The 17,424-nt window shown below is 45.9% G+C and carries 17 protein-coding genes and 1 tRNA gene; 7 read left to right on the top strand and 11 right to left on the bottom strand.

The window, feature by feature from the left end; genetic code table 11:
- Positions 1–31: 31 nt before the first annotated feature.
- Genes P8X24_RS09560 through P8X24_RS09550 form a run of 3 tightly spaced genes read right to left on the bottom strand, consistent with a single transcriptional unit; the run spans position 32 to position 1,367 of the window.
- A complete protein-coding gene (locus tag P8X24_RS09560) occupies positions 32–313 on the bottom strand; it encodes a DUF3216 domain-containing protein (RefSeq protein WP_372915693.1) in 282 nt (93 codons plus the stop codon).
- A 1-nt stretch (position 314) separates the two neighbouring features.
- Positions 315–947, bottom strand: coding sequence for a class I SAM-dependent methyltransferase (locus P8X24_RS09555; RefSeq protein ID WP_372915691.1), 633 nt, complete (start codon positions 945–947; stop codon positions 315–317).
- A 3-nt stretch (positions 948–950) separates the two neighbouring features.
- Positions 951–1,367, bottom strand: coding sequence for a DUF2240 family protein (locus P8X24_RS09550; RefSeq protein WP_372915689.1), 417 nt, complete (start codon positions 1,365–1,367; stop codon positions 951–953).
- A gap of 54 nt (positions 1,368–1,421) precedes the next feature.
- On the opposite strand from P8X24_RS09550, the gene P8X24_RS09545 reads away from it, so the two are divergent.
- Positions 1,422–1,808 (top strand): hotdog domain-containing protein, encoded by a 387-nt coding sequence (locus P8X24_RS09545; protein WP_372915795.1) that lies wholly within the window; start codon positions 1,422–1,424, stop codon positions 1,806–1,808.
- Here the strand turns inward: P8X24_RS09545 and rlmD are convergent.
- From rlmD to P8X24_RS09505, 8 genes are all read right to left on the bottom strand, one after another.
- Positions 1,797–3,023, bottom strand: coding sequence for a 23S rRNA (uracil(1939)-C(5))-methyltransferase RlmD (gene rlmD / locus P8X24_RS09540; RefSeq protein ID WP_372915687.1), 1,227 nt, complete (start codon positions 3,021–3,023; stop codon positions 1,797–1,799). The two genes, P8X24_RS09545 and rlmD, sit on opposite strands and share 12 nt — an antisense overlap.
- 20 nt (positions 3,024–3,043) lie before the next feature.
- Positions 3,044–3,121 (bottom strand) — tRNA-Gly (locus P8X24_RS09535).
- Positions 3,122–3,318: 197 nt separating this feature from the next.
- Complete coding sequence (gene nurA, locus P8X24_RS09530) at positions 3,319–4,662, bottom strand: DNA double-strand break repair nuclease NurA (RefSeq protein ID WP_372915685.1); 1,344 nt, start codon at positions 4,660–4,662, stop codon at positions 3,319–3,321.
- 5 nt (positions 4,663–4,667) lie between these two features.
- Positions 4,668–7,304 (bottom strand): DNA double-strand break repair ATPase Rad50, encoded by a 2,637-nt coding sequence (rad50, locus tag P8X24_RS09525; protein WP_372915683.1) that lies wholly within the window; start codon positions 7,302–7,304, stop codon positions 4,668–4,670.
- Positions 7,305–7,309: 5 nt separating this feature from the next.
- A complete protein-coding gene (gene mre11 / locus P8X24_RS09520) occupies positions 7,310–8,539 on the bottom strand; it encodes a DNA double-strand break repair protein Mre11 (RefSeq protein ID WP_372915681.1) in 1,230 nt (409 codons plus the stop codon).
- 10 nt (positions 8,540–8,549) lie between these two features.
- Entirely contained in the window at positions 8,550–10,199 is a 1,650-nt protein-coding gene (herA, locus tag P8X24_RS09515) for a DNA double-strand break repair helicase HerA (RefSeq protein ID WP_372915680.1), read from the bottom strand.
- A gap of 34 nt (positions 10,200–10,233) precedes the next feature.
- Complete coding sequence (locus P8X24_RS09510; protein ID WP_372915678.1) at positions 10,234–11,406, bottom strand: cation:proton antiporter; 1,173 nt, start codon at positions 11,404–11,406, stop codon at positions 10,234–10,236.
- Position 11,407: 1 nt separating this feature from the next.
- The gene (locus P8X24_RS09505) at positions 11,408–11,656 is read right to left on the bottom strand and encodes a TIGR00304 family membrane protein (protein WP_372915676.1); all 249 of its coding nucleotides are present in this window, start codon (positions 11,654–11,656) and stop codon (positions 11,408–11,410) included.
- A gap of 52 nt (positions 11,657–11,708) precedes the next feature.
- Between P8X24_RS09505 and P8X24_RS09500 the strand changes: the two genes are divergently transcribed.
- The 6 genes from P8X24_RS09500 to rbcL are packed head-to-tail and all read left to right on the top strand — an operon-like array spanning position 11,709 to position 17,400.
- Positions 11,709–12,395, top strand: coding sequence for an HAD family hydrolase (locus P8X24_RS09500; RefSeq protein ID WP_372915674.1), 687 nt, complete (start codon positions 11,709–11,711; stop codon positions 12,393–12,395).
- Positions 12,379–12,990: a diacylglycerol/polyprenol kinase family protein gene (locus P8X24_RS09495; protein WP_372915672.1), complete on the top strand. Its 612-nt coding sequence runs from the start codon at positions 12,379–12,381 to the stop codon at positions 12,988–12,990. Before P8X24_RS09500 ends, P8X24_RS09495 begins: the two co-directional genes overlap by 17 nt.
- Positions 12,987–14,135 carry a tyrosine decarboxylase MfnA gene (mfnA, locus tag P8X24_RS09490; RefSeq protein ID WP_372915670.1) on the top strand — a complete coding sequence of 383 codons (1,149 nt, stop codon included), beginning with the start codon at positions 12,987–12,989 and terminating at the stop codon, positions 14,133–14,135. Before P8X24_RS09495 ends, mfnA begins: the two co-directional genes overlap by 4 nt.
- Positions 14,132–14,959 (top strand): radical SAM protein, encoded by an 828-nt coding sequence (locus P8X24_RS09485; RefSeq protein WP_372915668.1) that lies wholly within the window; start codon positions 14,132–14,134, stop codon positions 14,957–14,959. The genes mfnA and P8X24_RS09485 overlap by 4 nt, the downstream gene beginning before the upstream one ends.
- Entirely contained in the window at positions 14,944–16,101 is a 1,158-nt protein-coding gene (locus P8X24_RS09480) for a magnesium transporter (protein WP_372915666.1), read from the top strand. Before P8X24_RS09485 ends, P8X24_RS09480 begins: the two co-directional genes overlap by 16 nt.
- 36 nt (positions 16,102–16,137) lie before the next feature.
- The gene (gene rbcL, locus P8X24_RS09475; RefSeq protein ID WP_372915664.1) at positions 16,138–17,400 is read left to right on the top strand and encodes a type III ribulose-bisphosphate carboxylase; all 1,263 of its coding nucleotides are present in this window, start codon (positions 16,138–16,140) and stop codon (positions 17,398–17,400) included.
- The last annotated feature ends 24 nt before the right edge of the window (positions 17,401–17,424 follow it).

Genomic DNA, 17,424 nt, shown 5'->3' with positions numbered 1-17,424 from the left:
TTTAGGAGGATTTTAAGGTTTAAAGGTATTTCTACTCAGCTATTGGAGGTCTAGCTCTTCTAAGGAAAATCTCCTCCTTTTCCCTGGCCTCTTTAACTCTTATAAGTAGCTCCTCGATTTCCTGATCTTCATGCTTAATCTTTAATGTTGTAAGAATCCCCTCAAGAAACCCGTAAATTCCAGCCCTGGCGAAGTGTTCTCCCCTTGTCTTTTCCAGTCCTTGGTTCAATAACATGAACTTATCTATCGCCTCCACTAAATTCTCTTCTCCCAACCTCTCGCACAGGGATTTTACTTCTTTAACTAACTCCATCTCAACTCACCTTTCTGGCCCTTATAACAACGAAGCTACCCTCTCCATACCCCTCTTTTATCGGCTCCACCTCCCCTATCTCATCCAACTTGTGGAATAAAGTCTGAACAATCCTGTCAATGACGAATCCCTGTTTCTTCAATAGCTCAATTAGTTCCTGGGTTGAAAAGAACCTAGCTTCCCTATAGAATAAACTTTTATTCTTCTTCTCCTCGTATTCCTTGCCTATTGGACTTTCCCTGTCCACGAACCCTATGATAAGGTAGCCTCCAGGTTTCAGAACCCTATAAGCTTCTTCTATCGCCTTTTCAGGATCATCGACGAAGCATATCGTTGTGACCATGAGAATGCAGTCGAGGGAGGAATCTTCAAACGGCAAATCTTCAGCAACCCCAGGGATTATTTTTATTCCCCTCTTCTCCGCTACCTCTGCCATTTTCCTAGAGGGTTCAACACCCACCTTTATCCCCAGGGGAGCGGCAAACCTTCCCGTTCCCACCCCAACTTCAATGCATTCCCCTTCAGGAAGAACCTCTTTTACGGCATTGAGCTCGCTCAAATATGCTAACCTATTCCTCTCGAACCAGCTCTCGTACTTGTCCCTGTGTTTCTCAAATGGCTGAATCTTTGGCATGACTCAACCCTCCAGCTCGTCTTTAAACCTGTCCATATCAATCCCCTTTTCTAGGCCATAGATGTAAGCCAGAATCTTATTGTCAAGATTCCCATACCTCTCTCTCAACTTTTTCACTTCCTCGAGAACCTCAAGCTCGGTGACTCCTAGCTGTTTGGCTATATATTCCACCATCTCTCCAAAAACATCCCTCTTCCCTTCTTCCTCCTCAATTAAGTCGGTGTGAACGATAAGCCCTTCTGAGGTCTCCTCTACAACTCCCTCTTCTATGGCCTCGCTTATAAGTTGCTTAGCTTCACTAACCCCCATAATGCCAAGTTTAAACGTCAAGATGCCAACTAGCTCACTCTTGCTTTGGAATACTTCATCGCCCTTAAGCTTCACGGCCTCCAAAAGTGGCCTGTACTTGCCCAACCCCATCCCCAGGGATAAATCTCTTTTAAGGCAAAAAAGCTTTCTCTATCGGTGAGGTCTATGGAGCAGAGAACTCACAAACTCACGTCGAAGAGGCTAGTTGGGAAGCCTGTAAAGCTTGAGGAAGGCTACGCAGAGGTTGAGCTCGTGACGATAGATGAGATGAAGGTCGATGAGAAGGGCCTCGTGCATGGAGGCTTTACCTTCGGCCTAGCTGACTACGCTGCGATGTTGGCTGTAAATGAGCCTACGGTAGTCCTGGGGAAAGCGGAGGTCAGGTTCACGAAGCCGGTTAAGGTTGGTGATAAACTTCTCGCAAAGGCAAAAGTTGTTGAGGATCATGGAAGGAAGAAGATCGTCGAGGTGAAAGTTTACAGGGGAGACGAGATTGTGTTAGAAGGTAGATTTTATTGCTACGTCTTGGAGAAGCACGTGTTAGACCTTTGAAAGCTTCGAAACGAGCTCCACGTGAGGTGTGTGCGGAAACATGTCAAGCCCAATTATTTCCTCAATTCTGTAATTCTTTAATTGTTTTATATTTTGATTGAATGTTTTCGGGTTGCACGAGACGTAAATGAGCGTCTCAGGGCCCTCCCTGTCTAGCCTTTTTATCAGTTTTGGATGTAGGCCTGCCCTAGGAGGATCAACTATGACAGTGTCAAAGCCCTTAACTTCAACTTCCCTGTCCGTCGCGACGAAGAACTTTGCCTCAACACCGTTAATCTCTGCATTCTCCCTCGCCATCTCTATAGCGAACTCATTAGAGTCGAATCCCTTGACTTTAAAGCCCTTCCTTGCCAAGTATATTCCAAACGTTCCAACTCCAGAGTACATGTCCAGTATCTTTTCTCCATTAGCGAACTTAGCCACAATTTTGACGAGGTTAACTGCCTGATAGCTATTCGTCTGGAAGAAGGAGTTAGGATGGATCAGATACTTAACTCCATCAAGCTCCTCCGTAATAAACTTCTCCCCCCAGAACTCCTTAACGTCCCCATGGGATATATCACTCTTTGTCCTATTTACGCTCCAGTATATTGATGTTGCGAAGTCAAAATAGGGAGAAGGGTCGGGCAGTTTGCCTTCCTTGGTGACGAGGTTGACCATTACTTCTCCCGTAAACTTTCCCTCCCTAAGAACCATGTACCTCAAGAACCCCTTGTCCTCTCTGATTTTCCAAGTCTCTATCTTCTCTTCTTCAATGAACTCCTTCAGTCTCTTGATCGCTTTTTTCGATGTAGGGCCAAACACTGGACACTTCTCAATGTTCACTACACTCCACCACTTTCCTCTCTCCCTAAATCCTATCCCCTCAACAGTAACTGCCAGGTCTATTCTGTTCCTGTGTCCAAATATCCTTGGGGAAGGTATCACGTTAACTTCGAACCCGAGGATCTTCCTTAGCTTTTCCTCCTTGAATTCGACCTGATAATTATAGTCAATATGCTGAAGGATACAACCTCCACATCTCCCAAAGGCCTCACACCTAGCTCCCACTCGAAGGGGGGATGATCTTAAGAGCCTCCATTTCGTCGCCATCCTCTTCTTCTTAATTTTTTTAACCTCTTCTATTTCAATTTCATCCCCTGGGACAGAATAGGGGACTAAAATCCCTTTAATAATACCAAAACCATCATCATTGAGCTTCCTAACTATCGGCATTTTCCTCCCTCAAAAAAGTGTGGTGCGGTGGCCGGGATTTGAACCCGGGTCGCCGGCTTGGGAGGCCGGCGTCCTAGACCAGGCTAGACTACCACCGCACGTCCAGAACCACCTATTTTTTAGAGGGTATATAAGCTTTGCGGAGAGTGCGAACCTACCTGTATCTCCAAAATAGCATTTCCTAAATTATTACGACAGGAAATGATAGTTGAACTAGTTATCAAGCTCAAACCAGTTTGTGCTGTTGCCTTGAGGCACTAGAGACCTATTCGCTGACTGCCAACTTGGAGGTCGACTACTCAAGCGGTGCCCTTCCGTACTTTACGAATATCTTCAAATTAGGATCCTTGGCCCTCAGCATGTTTATTAGTATTGCAAGGTTTGCTTTAGCCTCCTTGTATGAGATCTTAACACCGTGATGGGCAAGTTGTAGAGGTCTTAAGTAGCCTCCGGCCTTGTGATAGAGCATCTCTGGTAGGATTTCCTCGATCTTCCTGTTCGACTGAACCATGTAGATCACATCCCCCCTCTCGAACCTCACGTAGGCTACGTTTATTCCCTGGGAGAGGATATCCTCGATGTTCTTGAAGTGCTTGAGAAGGTAATTGGGAATTTCATGCTTTGGCCTTATTGGCTCAAGATCAAGGTACCCCTCCCTTTCACTTCCCAGGATATTTCTCATGATTATATCGAGTAGTGCAGTATCAACGACCTCAAGCCCAAGTCTCTCAGCTAAGCTCCTCGTGTAGAAGCTCTTGGCAACATAGGCTACCTTATTGAGACTGAGCAACTTGTCAAGCGAATACAAGTACTCAAGGTAGGTAAGGAGAACGTGTAGGGCATCAAGCAAGTCCTCTCTGCTCACATATATTTCAACTTCTCCCCTCTTTATCTCTTCAACTAACTTTTCTAAAGGCTTTCCTTTTTCAACAGCTTTCTCTAGAACTGTAACGGGAATGCTCTTCCTCTTGATGTCCTCCATTCTAACCTTTACCCTGACCTTTCCCTCTAGGTAGCCAAATATCGTCTTCTGGAGGTACTCCTTCTCAAACTTCTTTACAGACTCATCAGCCTTAAGGGGGGAATCGCTCTGCCCACTTGAGTTTAACTCCTCTTCGATCTTGGAATAGTGCTCAGCTAAATCCCCCAAAAATTCTGCAACCAATTCGTCGAATATTTCCTCTTCAAGTATCGATCTGAGTATGCTCATGCTTTCTATATCTTTGGGATACACAGGAGGTCTTATTACAGAGCCAGTAAGGGTTCCGTCCATGAGGATTATCCCTTCCCTCCCGAGCTTTTTACCTGCCAGATAGCCGAGCATGTTCTCGAGAGTCTCCATCTGCATCCTTATTATCTGATCAGAAACTCCATAGTTGTACCTCATGGCATTGGCGTACACAAGCCTGTACTGCTTTCCTGTTCCAACAGCAAAGGATGAGAGAAAGTATATTACAGTCCCGCTTAGCCTTGAAACGCTTCTACTCCCATCTATGGCGTAAACTTTAGACTTGATAGGGGATGGCAAGTCTTTCCAAGATCTGAGCAACTCACCTTTGTTTATTGAACTCAGAGTATTTTCCAGTTGCTCAAGAAGGGTATCGGCAATCCTATTAACTCTGCCGTTTGTGAGGAGCATCAGCATCACCCCATGATGGTAAGGACGGAAACGCCATTCTCCAAGTTTAGCTTTATGACGTAATCAGCCGCATCTCTGAGTTCTTCGTCGTGTGACACTATTATAACTTGGGATATCTTTCTCAGGTGCCTTTCCATTATCTCCACGAGCTTTCTCCTCCTTTCCTCATCAAGATAGGGGGTTGGCTCGTCAAGGATTAGGAGACTCATCTTTCCGATTAGATACATAGACATCGCGAGCCTAAAGGCAAGACCTAGAGCTATCTTCTCTCCCCCGCTGAGGAACGTTAGGGGCATCTCCTTTCCATCATAGACAACAAAAAGCTTCACTTTATTTTCTTCGGCCTTAACGATGACCTGCGAGTACTTTCCTTCCGTGAATTCAGCAAATATTTCACTTGCTATTTCTCCTATCCTCCTCAGAGCTTCTTCCTTGATGATGGTTTTGTACATCTTTATCTTATCCCTCAGGGACTCTGCACGCTTTAAAGCATTCTTTAACACCCTGACTTCTTCTTCGGCCTTTTCTCTCTCTCCTCTCTGCTTCTTCAGCTCCTCAAGTGATCTCTTTGTCTCCTCCTCTCTCTTCTTCAGCTCCTCAAGCTTCGCATTCATGGCGCTAATGATCTCCTTTTTCCTTTGAAGCTCTTCCTTTACTTTCAAGTGCTCTCCTTGACTGTATTTGTTCTTGAGGTCTCTTATCCTTCTCTCAAGCCCCTCTATATCCTCCTCAACTTCTGCAAGCTCCTCAAACGCAACATCGAGTTCCTTTCTGTCCATTCTCAGCAGGTTTAACTCTCTCTTAAGATCCTCCTCAGCTTTCTTTGCCCTAATGTACTCAGCATGGAATTTCTCAAGTTCTCTAATCTCCCCTTCCAGTTCTTCTAGGGTGGAGAACCCCAGGGATCTTAAATCCTCTTCCAAGGTCCCTAGTCTTGATATAACCTCATCCCTAATAGTTTTCAGTCTCTCAAGCTTCCTTTCAAAGGCCTCTTTAAGTCTGAGCTCCTTTTCGAGCTCTGAGAGCTTGCCCTTTATGCTACTTATCCTCTGCCTGATCTCTTCATACTCCTTCTTCTTTTCCTCGAGCTCATCAATGCTTACTTCCTTGAGACTCTCCTCAAGGACTATCAAGTCCTCAGCAATGCTCTTTAATCCCCTGAGCTCTTTTAGATCCCTCTCAATCCGCTCAAATTCCCTATTCAGCTCTTCTTCTCTTTTGGAAAGGCTTACGAGTTCTTCTCCGATCTTCCTGACCTCGAGGGAGTACCGCTGGAGTAGCTCCCTTTTATGCTCCTCCGTAAGCTCCCTTCCACAAACTGGGCACTTCCCCCTTGCTTTTTTGAGCTCTTCAATGGCCTTTTCCCTATCTCTTCTCCTCTGGAAGAGCTCTCCCTTTCTTGACTTGAGCTCGCTGAGTTCTTCAATGATATTTTCCCTCTCCTTTTCGAGCTTCTCTATTTTAGCTGGTATCTCCCTTGGATCGATGCCTTTCAGCTTAGCTTTCAGTCGTTTCAGTTGAAGTAGCTTTGATTTCATTTCCTCATATTCCTTAACAACCTTTTCAAACTCTTCTTTAGCCTGCTCAAGTTTCCTTAGCTCTTCTCTTAGTCTCTTAGCCTCCTCTTCTTTCTCGGCAATGTCCTCCAACCTGCCTTCAATGTTTTCTATTTGGCTCTCAACTCTTTCGAGCTCCTTCTCTCCCTGGGACTTCTCCTTTATGTAGATCTCCCTGAACTCCTTGAGTTTTTGGAATCTTTTCTCCTTCTCTTCGAGCTCTCCAAGCGCTTTCGTCACCTCTTCAAGCTCCTTGATTCTTTTGTTTCTCTCCTCAATTTTCTTTTCCAATGCTTTTATCTTCTCCTCGAGTCCCCTCCTCTTCGAATTGAGCTTTTCTAGGTTCAGCTCACTCCTCACAATTTCTTCCTTTAGGGCATCCAACTCCTTATCTTTCTTCTCAAGCTCACGAGCTTCTCTCTTCAATTCCGGCAGTTTGGATTCAACATCCTTTATCTCCTTTAAAACTTCAACGAGGCTCTTCTCGAGTGAATTAATTGAAGAATCTATCGTTTTAGTTCTCTCTATGAATGCCTCCCTATCCTGTATCCTCCTCTTGATGTACTTTATTAATCCTCTGAGGTTTTCATATGCCATTTCCACCTTGTCCAAGTTCAGAATCTTCTTGACGATCCTGTCTCTGGCATCATCGCTCTCAAGAATGGCTTCTATCTCCCCTTGCCTAACGTAAATCGCGTTTCTGAATATCTCGAGGGGAACTAATCTCTCCATGAAGTTAGCAACACTTTCCATTGTCGGTTCTGTCACGTGCTTCCACTCCCCGTTCTCAAGCCTCTTGAGGTAGGCAACGTTCCTTGCCATGTCCCTTAGCAACCAGTACTTTATCCCATCGTGTTCGAAGAATATTTCTATCTTCGCCCCCCTCGTCCCTACCCTCGTAAAGTCCTTCTTTTGAAGGCCTTTCTTGCTGGCCTTTGGCCAGTACAAGCCCACGAGAATTGCGTCAAGAAGGGAACTTTTTCCAGAACCGTTTTGGCCTATTATCAGGTTTATCCCATCTTTGAAGATGACTTCGGTTTCCCTATGTGAGCGGAAGTTCTGAACTTTAACCCTCTCAATCTTCATAATTCTCACCCTTTAATCCAAGAAAGCAGATCCCCAGGATTTTTCGGCCTGCTAATTTTCTTAATCTCCTTCTTTTCTTCTTTCCTCTCTTCCCTCTTGGGAATGCCCGAGAGGAGCATAATGACTTCGTCTTCGTTAAAGTCCCTCTCGCTGAGGGCTTCTATTATCCTCCACTCCTCCTCACTAAAGAACTCGCTTATGTTCCCATCTTTTATATCATCAATAACTCTTCCTCCTTCTAGAATGGTGTGTATCTTCACGTACTCCGCTTTCACAATATCCTTTATCCACTCGACATCGAAGGGCCTCCTCCACTTTATGTGAAATCTAACGTACGCGTTCTTAGGAATGAGGGGGACTGCGAGTTTTATTGCCTTCTTAATCTCGGTATCGCTACCCTTAATTTGAACGTCTATGAATGGTCTCGCCTCTATTTTCATGAATCTGGGCCTGAAGTTCTCGACGATGTAGAAGCCCTTCTCCCATCCCACAGTTTCCCTGAACTTGACTCCATCCCAAGTGTACCTTCTCTCGAAATCTCCAAAGTCCCACCTCTCGAGGGATCCCGGGTAAACTACCGGGGAACCCTCGTACGTAGTTTCGTACCTCTTGTGGATGTGACCCAGGGCATAGTAGGAGTAGCCCTTAGGTAGATCCGAGAGGATTATCTCTCCGCCCTGACCGTAAAATGTGCTCTCAGCTATCTCCTTTATTCCCTGATGCAACATTAGTATCGCGTTCTTTGAACCCTGGAAAATCCTCTTAAACATGTTTAGGTTTGCCTCGAACCATGCAGGGCTCATGTACTTCATCCCATGTATTTCGACACCGCAACACTCACCCTTGACGAGCCATTGACTTCCCAATCTCTCACTCTTCAAGTAACCATTATTGACCCTCTCCCCTCTTATTCCAACTACGTTTAACAGAGCGAGATCCTCAAGAAGGTGGAGAATTGAAGGACCCCTCTGGGTTCTATCGTGGTTTCCCTCTATCGCAAATACTGGGATATCATTCTGCTTTGGAATTTGCAGGAGCTCTATAGCTTTCTTTATCGTTCCTGGGGAAGGCCTGCTTGAGTGAAAGAGGTCTCCAGCAATGAGTATAAAGTCTACATCCTCCTCAACGCATATTTCCAGGGCTCTCCTAAATGCATCTGCGAATTCCCCAGCTCTTTGAGGCCTGTTAAACTGCTCATATCCAAGGTGAACATCGGCAATGTGAGCAAACTTCATGCTTTCACCCTCAGAAGTCAACTGTATAGTCTATTTCCTCAACCTTCATCTCCGCCCACCTGTCAACGACTCCAATGTCCTCTCCACCGTACTCTCCCTTTCCAGCTTTTCCTTTAAGCTCCTTGAAGTTGTATATCTTAACGAGGGCTGGAACCTTTATTGCTTGTCCAACAATCACGGCCTCTCCCTTCCCTAATCCAGCTATATCGTCCATTAGATCCCTGCTTAGTTGCTCACTAGCCCTCAGCACGTACTCCTGATCCCTCGGGTTGACTATCTTAAGGATTATCTTCGTGTTCATCTGGCTGAGTATGTCCTCATTCAGCTTGCTTGGCCTCTGGGAAACAACTCCCAAACCAACTCCAAATTTTCTCCCCTCCCTTGCTATTCTCCCCATGATCCTTGCAGCATCATTTTCCTCCCCCTGGGGTGCGAATATGTGGGCTTCTTCAACTATTATCAGAATTGGGTAGGCCAAGGCCGGGTACTTCTGCCTTATCTCGTCCATTATCTTTTCGTATTCTCTGTCTCCCGTTCTCATGAAGTTCTTCCTTGCTTTTTCATACTCAACTCTCGCCTCGAAAACCTCCTGAAGGAACTTTCCAACTATAACCTTCATCTGTAGCTCATCCAAGGGCCCGAGGTCTATTACATTCACCATCCCGGGCCTTATTGCCGCAACTAAATTTTCGCTCGTCACGAAAGCTCCATAGTTCCTCAGGAACCTCCTTATCCTGAATATTATCCCCCTTATCGTCTCTATCCTGTCGCTCTTTAGTTCCTCTGTAACGTACCTCTGTTTCTTTTCATCCCAGTACTTGATCATCCTTTTGGTTATCCACTCCCTCAGCGTTTTCTCGAGCTCTTCAAGGAGAAGAGCGCCACCAAGCTCCTTGTTCTCATGCTGGATCGTCTCCCAAGCTCTCGCCAAGAATTCCCTCTGAATTGAGGCCGTTGATCTTACCTCCAGCAAATCCGCTAATTCTTCTGAGTCTAGCTCATCTACCTTTATCTTCCCCTCTATGATGTTCACCAATGAATTCCCCGTTTCTGGTAGCTTCAAGTTCACATAATCACCGTGGGGATCGAGAACAACAACAGTTCCTCCTATGTCTTCCACTAGCCCCTTTATCATGACCGCCACGGCGTTGCTCTTACCTGCACCTGTTACCGCAAGAACCGCGAAGTGCCTCGAGACTAGCTCATTAACGTCGAGCTTTATAGGGACGTTTTCCCTTAAGAGGAGAGTTCCAACTTCAATGCTAGCTCCGTTAGGCTCGTAGAGTTGCTTGAGTATCTCATCTGAGGCCTTGTAAACGCTCTCACCATTCTTAACTGGAACCCTGTTTGGAGCGAGCTCCCCTCCGTTAACCTTGCCCAGGATTCTCACGGTGGCAACAACTTCCTCATTTTCGTGAATGCTCTCTCCATAGTCTTCAACGTCCAATATAAGGGAGTTGAAATTACTCTTCGCGCTGGAAAGAAGCCAGTTGACATTTTTTATGTTCCTAACCGTGCCGAGAACCCACTCTCCAGCTCTGTTCTTTGTAACCACGAATTCGCCAAATGATATGTCAGCCCTAGGATCAACGGAGAACTCGTACATTGTAAAGCTTGCCTCTCCCTTAACGATACCTATTCTATCTCCCTCGCTTATCATATTGAAACCCCTCTATCCCTTACCATCTAGGATCTTAAGAAAGTTTCCTCACAGCGTGCCTGAAGAATATCGGGGTCGTTAAGGCGGTAAGCATGGAAACTATAACTACCATGGCAAATAATCCTTCATCAATTAGACCGTTCTCAAGGCCAAACTTTAGTATGGCGAGCTCCAGGCTACCTCTACCACCCATTCCAATTCCAACTAATATTGAATCCCTCCATGAAGCTCCAAATACCTTCATACCCAAGCCACAGCCAATTAACTTTCCAAGGACAGCTGAGACATAGAGTAGGATAATCATGGGGATGCTTATTTCAGATACGTCTGGGTTGAACATTAGGCCTACAAATATGAAGAAGAGAGGAATGAAGAACTCCGTAAGGACTATCTCAAGGTCGTTTATCAGCTCATTAAGCTTTATTCTGCTGATTATCAGTGGGTCCTTTCTCTCCCTAAGTCTACTTATTGTTAATCCTGCTAAATACGCTCCAATTATCTGATTTAGCCCTATATTCTCAGCTATAACGGCCAGCGCAAAGGTCAACACGATTGTAAATGTGAAGAACACATGCAAGTCTTTTATCAGCTGGTAAAACTTCCTAGATCTCTTAAATACTAACTCAGAAAGCAGTAGAATGGAGAGCATGAACACAACGATCTTAACAGTAAGCAGGATGAACGAAATTAGGGAGAACTCCCCCTTAGTTAATCCCGTTAGGAGGCCTATAAGGTAAACTGCTATTATATCATCGGCGAACGCGGCTCCCATTAACACCGAAGATATTTCCCTCTTAACCCTCTCCTTAACCAGGACACCGCTCGTAACTTCTATTGCCGTGTTTCCGAGGGTTACTCCAACAAACAAAGCTGCAGTAATGCCCTTTCCGAATAGGCAAACGGTTGAAAACCCCAAGATGAAGGAAAATGCAACTCCAAGGGAAGCAACTACGGTCGCTTTTAGCTTGTTCTGGGCTATAGCCGAGAAGTTGCTCGTTAACCCCATGTAGAGCATCATCATTATAAGGCCAAACTCCGCGAGAACCCTAAGGTCTTCCGTAGGCTCTACTATTCCAAGGACGAAGGGACCTAGAACTATTCCAGTGAGTATATGGGCTATTATTGGGTGTACATTCTTCCTTTCGAACACCCATTCGAGTAGCTTAGCCACGACAAGAAGAATCGAAAGGTGAAGAACATAACTCATGTCATATCCTCCTCAACAGTGCAAGGATTACCCACAGGGCCATTAGAACTACGGCGAGTATCATAGCCATTGTGACCCCTTTCCTAGTCCCAAATGCTATTGGAATTGGGCCAATCATTATTACTCCTCCCGCCTCTACATTACCCTCTTGAGGCTGAGAAAACGCCGAAATGAGTGTGCCCAGGAACACGAGCATGAAGCCTATCATAATTAGGACGATTCCGGTAACTATGAGGAGCTCTCCCCTCATGGTAGGAAGTTAGGGACAGGCTTTATAATACTTTATCCCCCTCCAACTATCGATGCTAGTAATCCTCGACCTTGATGATACCCTATGTAACACCTGGGATGCCGCGAGGATAGCGATAATTAGGCTTATTCCCACCATGTTGAGGCTTAGGAAGTTTAAGATGTTCGCTTACATAATCACGCAGAGGTATAAGGAGCTTGAGGAATTAAGGGAGTTGCACGTGCTTGATTTTGAGGAGATATTCAACAGGGTAATGGATAAGATCTATAAAAAGATAGATAAGGAAGAAGTCAGGAAGATGATGGAGCTGTTTGATAGGACTTTTTTTGCGAACTTAAGGCTGTACGACGATGTCATTCCTTTCCTGAACGAGCTAAAAAAGATGAATGCAAAGATAGTTCTAGTTACCGACTCATCTTCAACTTGGCAGAGAAGGAAGCTTGAAGTTCTTGGGATAATGGAGTATTTCGACAAGGTGATTATAAGTGGTGAGACAGGCCACAGTAAGCACGAGCCCTACAACTTCATGCTCGCGAGAAAGGCCTTCCCAAAGGAAGAGCCGGTTTTCGTTATAGGAGATAGGGACGATACAGACATGAAGGGAGGAAAGGCAATTCACGCAACGACGATCCTAGTGAGGAGAGGGTACTTCAAGGGGAGGAGAGCTAAGCACGCGGACTATGTCGTTAATAGTTTGCGTGAAGCATTAGAGGTGATAAAGAATGAGCTTAAAAGTTGAGATAAAGAGGAAAGCCCTTCACATGACTGGCCTCTCGGTTCCGATAATCTACTACCTCTTTGGGCGAGTAGTTACTCTGAGCTTTGTCATAACTTTTCTCATCATATTCTTGGCACTAGAACCTTTTAGGGTAATCGAAGAGCTTAGAGACAGGATAAAAAGAAAACTTGGTCTGCCAAATGGCGTTATTAACATGATTGAAAAGGAAGTGGACAGCATAGCAAGGGAGCACGAGAGGAGGGGAATTGGGGCACATATATACTTTACGGTAGCCGCGCTGATAATAGTTTACTTCTTCCCGAGGGAGGTCGCGATAGGTAGCATAGCTGTTGCAACCCTCGGAGATGCAATGGCCGCCATAATTGGAAAGCCCTTTGGAAGGCATAGATTTAAGAACGGGAAGAGCGTTGAGGGAAGCTTAGCATATTTCCTTACAGGTTTGCTTATCTTAACTCCATTAGTAGGACTTAAAATGGCACTCCTGGGTGCCCTCGTTGGAACCCTAGCTGAGCTTTACGAGTTACCTCCTGATGACAACTTCTCGAACCAGCTTGCAATAGCCATTGCCCTTTATATAGCGGGGGTGAGAGCTTGAAGTTCCCCAAAAAGGGTTTGCCCAAGGAAACGATCCTCGAAGAGTTGGAGAGGGTAACTTCTCAAGATCTTTCCTTCTCCTCAGGAAGAATTCTAGGGTCAATGTGTACGATGCCTCACGAACTTGCAATTGAAGTTTTCTGTAGGTACATTGACAGAAACCTGGGAGATCCGGGGCTACATCCTGGAACTAGGAGAATAGAAGAAGAAGTAATAGGAATGCTTTCAGATCTGCTCCACCTTGAGAGAGGCTATGGGCATATAGTTTCCGGCGGGACTGAAGCTAATGTACTCGCTGTAAGGGCATTCCGCAACCTCTCGGACACTGAAAAACCAGAGCTTATACTCCCAAAGTCAGCCCATTTCTCCTTTATAAAAGCGGGGGAGATGCTTGGTGTTAAGCTGGTCTGGGCAGAGCTAAAGCCGGATTACACGGTGGACGTTAAGGATGTAGAGGCGAAGATAAATGACAACACAATTGGCATAGTTGGCATCGCGGGGACAACGGGATTGGGGGTTGTAGATGATATACCCGCCTTAAGCGACTTGGCCCAGGATTACGGGATACCCCTTCACGTTGATGCAGCGTTTGGAGGCTTCGTAATACCCTTCGCGAAGGCTTTGGGTTATGAAATACCCGACTTCGACTTCAAGCTTAGAGGAGTAAAGAGCATCACTATAGATCCCCACAAGATGGGGATGGCTCCAATTCCAGCGGGAGGGATAATATTCAGGAGGAAGAAGTACCTTAAAGCGATAAGCGTTTTAGCCCCTTACTTAGCCGGAGGAAAAGTTTGGCAGGCAACCATTACGGGAACGAGGCCCGGAGCAAGCGTTCTTGCCGTGTGGGCGCTGATAAAGCACCTCGGGTTTGAGGGATATATGGAGATAGTTGACAGGGCGATGAAGCTTTCGAGATGGTTCGCCGAGGAGATAAAGAAAACTCCAAGCACATGGCTCGTAAGGGAACCCGTTCTCAACATAGTCTCTTTCAAAACGAAGAACCTCCATGGAGTTGAAAGAAAGCTTAAGGAGAGGGGCTGGGGAATAAGCGCCCACAGAGGCTACATAAGGGTAGTGTTCATGCCCCACGTGACCAAGGAAATGATTGAGAAATTCCTTAAGGATTTGAGGGAAGTCCTATGAGAAAGCTGAAGGTTTACATCCCAGGAATAAAGTTCCCCTCAATATCTGTGACCGGCAACTACTGCTACCTCAACTGTGCCCACTGCGGAAGGCACTACCTTAAAGGAATGATGAAGGTTACAAGGAAGAGTTTAGTCGAGAGATGTATCGAGATGGAGAGAGAAGGGTACGCGGGTTGCCTTCTTAGTGGTGGAATGGATGAAAGGCTAAAGGTTCCTCTAGACAAATTTAAAGAGGAGATAAAGGAGATAAAGGAAAGAACAAAGCTTAAGATAAACGCTCACGTTGGCTTTGTTGATGAGTCCGACCTAGACTGGCTTAAGTACGTTGATGTTGTCTCATTGGACTTCGTTGGGAATGATGATGTGATCAGGAGGGTATATAAGGTAAATAAAAGCGTTGAAGACTACCTCAGGATTCTTGATATTCTAACATCAAACGGAATTGAAGTTGCCCCCCACATTACTATCGGGCTAGACTTTGGAAGAGTTCACTGGGAGTTTAAGGCCATAGATATGCTTATAAATTATCCCATTAAGGTTCTCGTCCTCGATGTCCTAATTCCAACCCCAGGAACGGAGATGGCCAACGTTGAGAAGGTTCCAGTGGACGTCGCAATAGAAGTGGTTAAGTACGCTAGGGAGAGGTTCGAGGGCGAGCTGAGCATTGGGTGCATGAGGCCCTTTGGAAGGTGGAGGGAGGAATTCGACAAAAAGGCTATCATCGTCGGTATTGATAGGATAACGAACCCCCCAAGGAAGGTAATCGAGTGGGCCAAGAGCATTAGGGATGTTGAGGTGCATTATGAATGTTGCGTAATGTAAGCAGGTGCGAGATCAAGGGGATAATCAAGGAGGTCAGCCTAGTTTCACTTCCTGGGTTAGTCTTCGCCATGTTCATAGATTTCTTTGCTGGCATTTTCATGAGGAGGTACTTTCACGATCTCATGAGGTATGGGGTTCTATTGGTTATACTCCCTGGACTGATGGGACTCAGAGGGAACATATTCGGTGCCTTAGCCTCGAGGTTCACGACGATGCTTCACCTTGGTGAGATGGAGCCAAGCATAAGAGATAGAAACGTCAGGAAAAACGTGATTATTTCGATAGTTCTCTCCATGATACCGCTGTTTGTGCTGTGGCTGATAGGGGCCCTGAAGGTTAGAGTAAACGTGTTCTCATCCCTGGGAATAGTCGTCGCTTCAACGATATTTGCCACGCTCATCCTTGCCTACACCACGGCCCTAGCAACGATAGTTCCCTTTAAGAGAGGCATTGATCCAGACGCAATAGCAGTTCCCATAGTCACGGCCACCGCGGATCTAATAACGATACCCCTCTTAGTGACGTTTCTTTACTTATATGAGCATGACACGTCAATATTCACTGCCCTCTTCGTCATTGGAGTTCTCATCTCAATTCTAGTTGGAAGGGGAGTTAGATACGAGCGTGAGGATGTTACATTAATCAGGGAGATCCTGGGGATTATAGGGATATTAGCAATCGTTTCCAGTATTACAGGTTCAATACTGCAAACGTACAGCGAAGAAATAGGGAGAACGGTGTTCAGTATAATGTACCCAGTAGTCCTTGCGAGCCTTGGAAACATAGGATCAATAATAGGCTCAAAAACCTCAACCAGGGTTCACCTTGGGGAGATTGAGGGTCTAATTGACGTTAAAACGCTCCTTGAAATGCTCCTGTACGTTGCGATAGCATACCCTTTCTCGGCCTTCATGATGATCGTTGGAGTTTTTCTGTACTCGATAGTTAAGGGAGTTAGAGTCGGAATCTATGGAAAGTTCATAGCCCTGTATCCTCTTGTAGCGCTGGGAGTAATGACCCTCGCCTATTTCCTAACTAGGGCTTTCGAAAGGATAGGTCTCGATCCCGACAACGTTACCGTTCCCACGATAACTACTCTTTCGGATGTCATCTCAACCCTATTCATAGTCGCGATAATCTAATTAGCGTGGCCGAAGCAATAATATATGGTGCTCCCCATGAAGGTTGAGTGGTACCTCGATTTTGTTGACCTTGACTACACCCCAGGAAAGGACGAGCTTATAGTTGAGTACTACTTTGAGCCGAACGGCGTTTCTCCTGAAGAGGCAGCTGGAAGGATAGCGAGCGAAAGCTCTATTGGAACATGGACGACCCTCTGGAAGCTTCCAGAGATGGCAAGGAGGAGTATGGCAAAGGTATTTTATTTAGAGAAGAGCGGTGAAGGTTATATAGCTAAGATAGCTTACCCCCTAACCCTGTTTGAGGAGGGGAGCTTAGTCCAGCTCTTCAGCGCTATAGCCGGTAACGTGTTCGGAATGAAAGCGTTGAAGAATCTAAGATTGCTAGACTTCCATCCCCCATACGAGTACCTGAGGCACTTCAGAGGGCCCCAGTACGGAGTTAAGGGGATTAGGGAATTCATGGGGATTAAGGACAGGCCTTTAACAGCAACGGTTCCAAAGCCAAAGATGGGGTGGAGCGTTGAGGAATATGCTGAGATTGCTTACGAGCTCTGGAGCGGAGGCATTGACCTGCTTAAGGATGACGAGAACTTCACGAGCTTTCCCTTTAACAGGTTCGAAGAGAGGGTGAGAAAGCTCTACAGGGTGAGGGACAGGGTCGAGGCAGAAACTGGGGAGACAAAGGAGTACCTGATCAACATCACCGGCCCAGTAGATGTAATGGAGAAGAGGGCCGAATTAGTCGCCAATGAAGGCGGGCAGTACGTGATGATTGATATAGTCGTTGCGGGATGGAGTGCACTTCAGTACATGAGGGAGGTTACCGAAGACTTGGGATTGGCAATCCATGCTCATAGGGCAATGCACGCGGCATTCACTAGGAACCCAAAGCACGGCATAACAATGTTTGCTTTAGCTAAGGCCGCAAGAATGATTGGGATTGATCAGATCCACACCGGAACAGCTGTAGGAAAGATGGCCGGGAATTATGAGGAAATAAAGAGAATTAACGACTTCCTCTTGAGCAAGTGGGAGCACATAAGACCGGTGTTCCCAGTAGCAAGCGGGGGTCTTCACCCTGGCTTAATGCCCGAGCTGATAAGGCTGTTCGGAAAAGATCTCGTTGTTCAAGCTGGAGGAGGCGTCATGGGCCATCCAGATGGGCCGAAGGCTGGAGCTAAAGCATTGAGGGATGCCATTGAGGCTGCAGTTGATGGAATAGACCTTGAGGAGAAAGCGAAATCAAGTCCTGAACTGAAGAAGGCCTTAGAGAAGTGGGGCTATCTCAAGCCAAAGTAGTCGAAATTTCTTTAAATTTTCCTT

It is taken from the genome of Pyrococcus kukulkanii (assembly GCF_041647995.1).
In the GTDB taxonomy this organism is placed as follows: Archaea; Methanobacteriota_B; Thermococci; order Thermococcales; family Thermococcaceae; genus Pyrococcus.
Note: the sequence above shows the minus strand (reverse complement) of the source record. Positions and strands in the feature narration are given on the sequence as shown.

Bases quoted from the DNA above. Each gene is read 5' to 3' on its own strand.
- P8X24_RS09510 (WP_372915678.1), bottom strand. From the start codon at position 11,406: ATGAGTTATGTTCTTCACCTTTCGATTCTTCTTGTCGTGGCTAAGCTA.
- P8X24_RS09495 (WP_372915672.1), top strand. From the start codon at position 12,379: ATGAGCTTAAAAGTTGAGATAAAGAGGAAAGCCCTTCACATGACTGGC.
- rad50 (WP_372915683.1), bottom strand. From the start codon at position 7,304: ATGAAGATTGAGAGGGTTAAAGTTCAGAACTTCCGCTCACATAGGGAA.
- P8X24_RS09500 (WP_372915674.1), top strand. From the start codon at position 11,709: ATGCTAGTAATCCTCGACCTTGATGATACCCTATGTAACACCTGGGAT.
- P8X24_RS09545 (WP_372915795.1), top strand. From the start codon at position 1,422: ATGGAGCAGAGAACTCACAAACTCACGTCGAAGAGGCTAGTTGGGAAG.
- P8X24_RS09555 (WP_372915691.1), bottom strand. From the start codon at position 947: ATGCCAAAGATTCAGCCATTTGAGAAACACAGGGACAAGTACGAGAGC.
- P8X24_RS09505 (WP_372915676.1), bottom strand. From the start codon at position 11,656: ATGAGGGGAGAGCTCCTCATAGTTACCGGAATCGTCCTAATTATGATA.
- P8X24_RS09480 (WP_372915666.1), top strand. From the start codon at position 14,944: ATGTTGCGTAATGTAAGCAGGTGCGAGATCAAGGGGATAATCAAGGAG.
- P8X24_RS09550 (WP_372915689.1), bottom strand. From the start codon at position 1,367: ATGGGGTTGGGCAAGTACAGGCCACTTTTGGAGGCCGTGAAGCTTAAG.
- rbcL (WP_372915664.1), top strand. From the start codon at position 16,138: ATGAAGGTTGAGTGGTACCTCGATTTTGTTGACCTTGACTACACCCCA.
- mre11 (WP_372915681.1), bottom strand. From the start codon at position 8,539: ATGAAGTTTGCTCACATTGCCGATGTTCACCTTGGATATGAGCAGTTT.
- P8X24_RS09560 (WP_372915693.1), bottom strand. From the start codon at position 313: ATGGAGTTAGTTAAAGAAGTAAAATCCCTGTGCGAGAGGTTGGGAGAA.
- P8X24_RS09485 (WP_372915668.1), top strand. From the start codon at position 14,132: ATGAGAAAGCTGAAGGTTTACATCCCAGGAATAAAGTTCCCCTCAATA.
- nurA (WP_372915685.1), bottom strand. From the start codon at position 4,662: ATGCTCCTCACAAACGGCAGAGTTAATAGGATTGCCGATACCCTTCTT.
- herA (WP_372915680.1), bottom strand. From the start codon at position 10,199: ATGATAAGCGAGGGAGATAGAATAGGTATCGTTAAGGGAGAGGCAAGC.
- rlmD (WP_372915687.1), bottom strand. From the start codon at position 3,023: ATGCCGATAGTTAGGAAGCTCAATGATGATGGTTTTGGTATTATTAAA.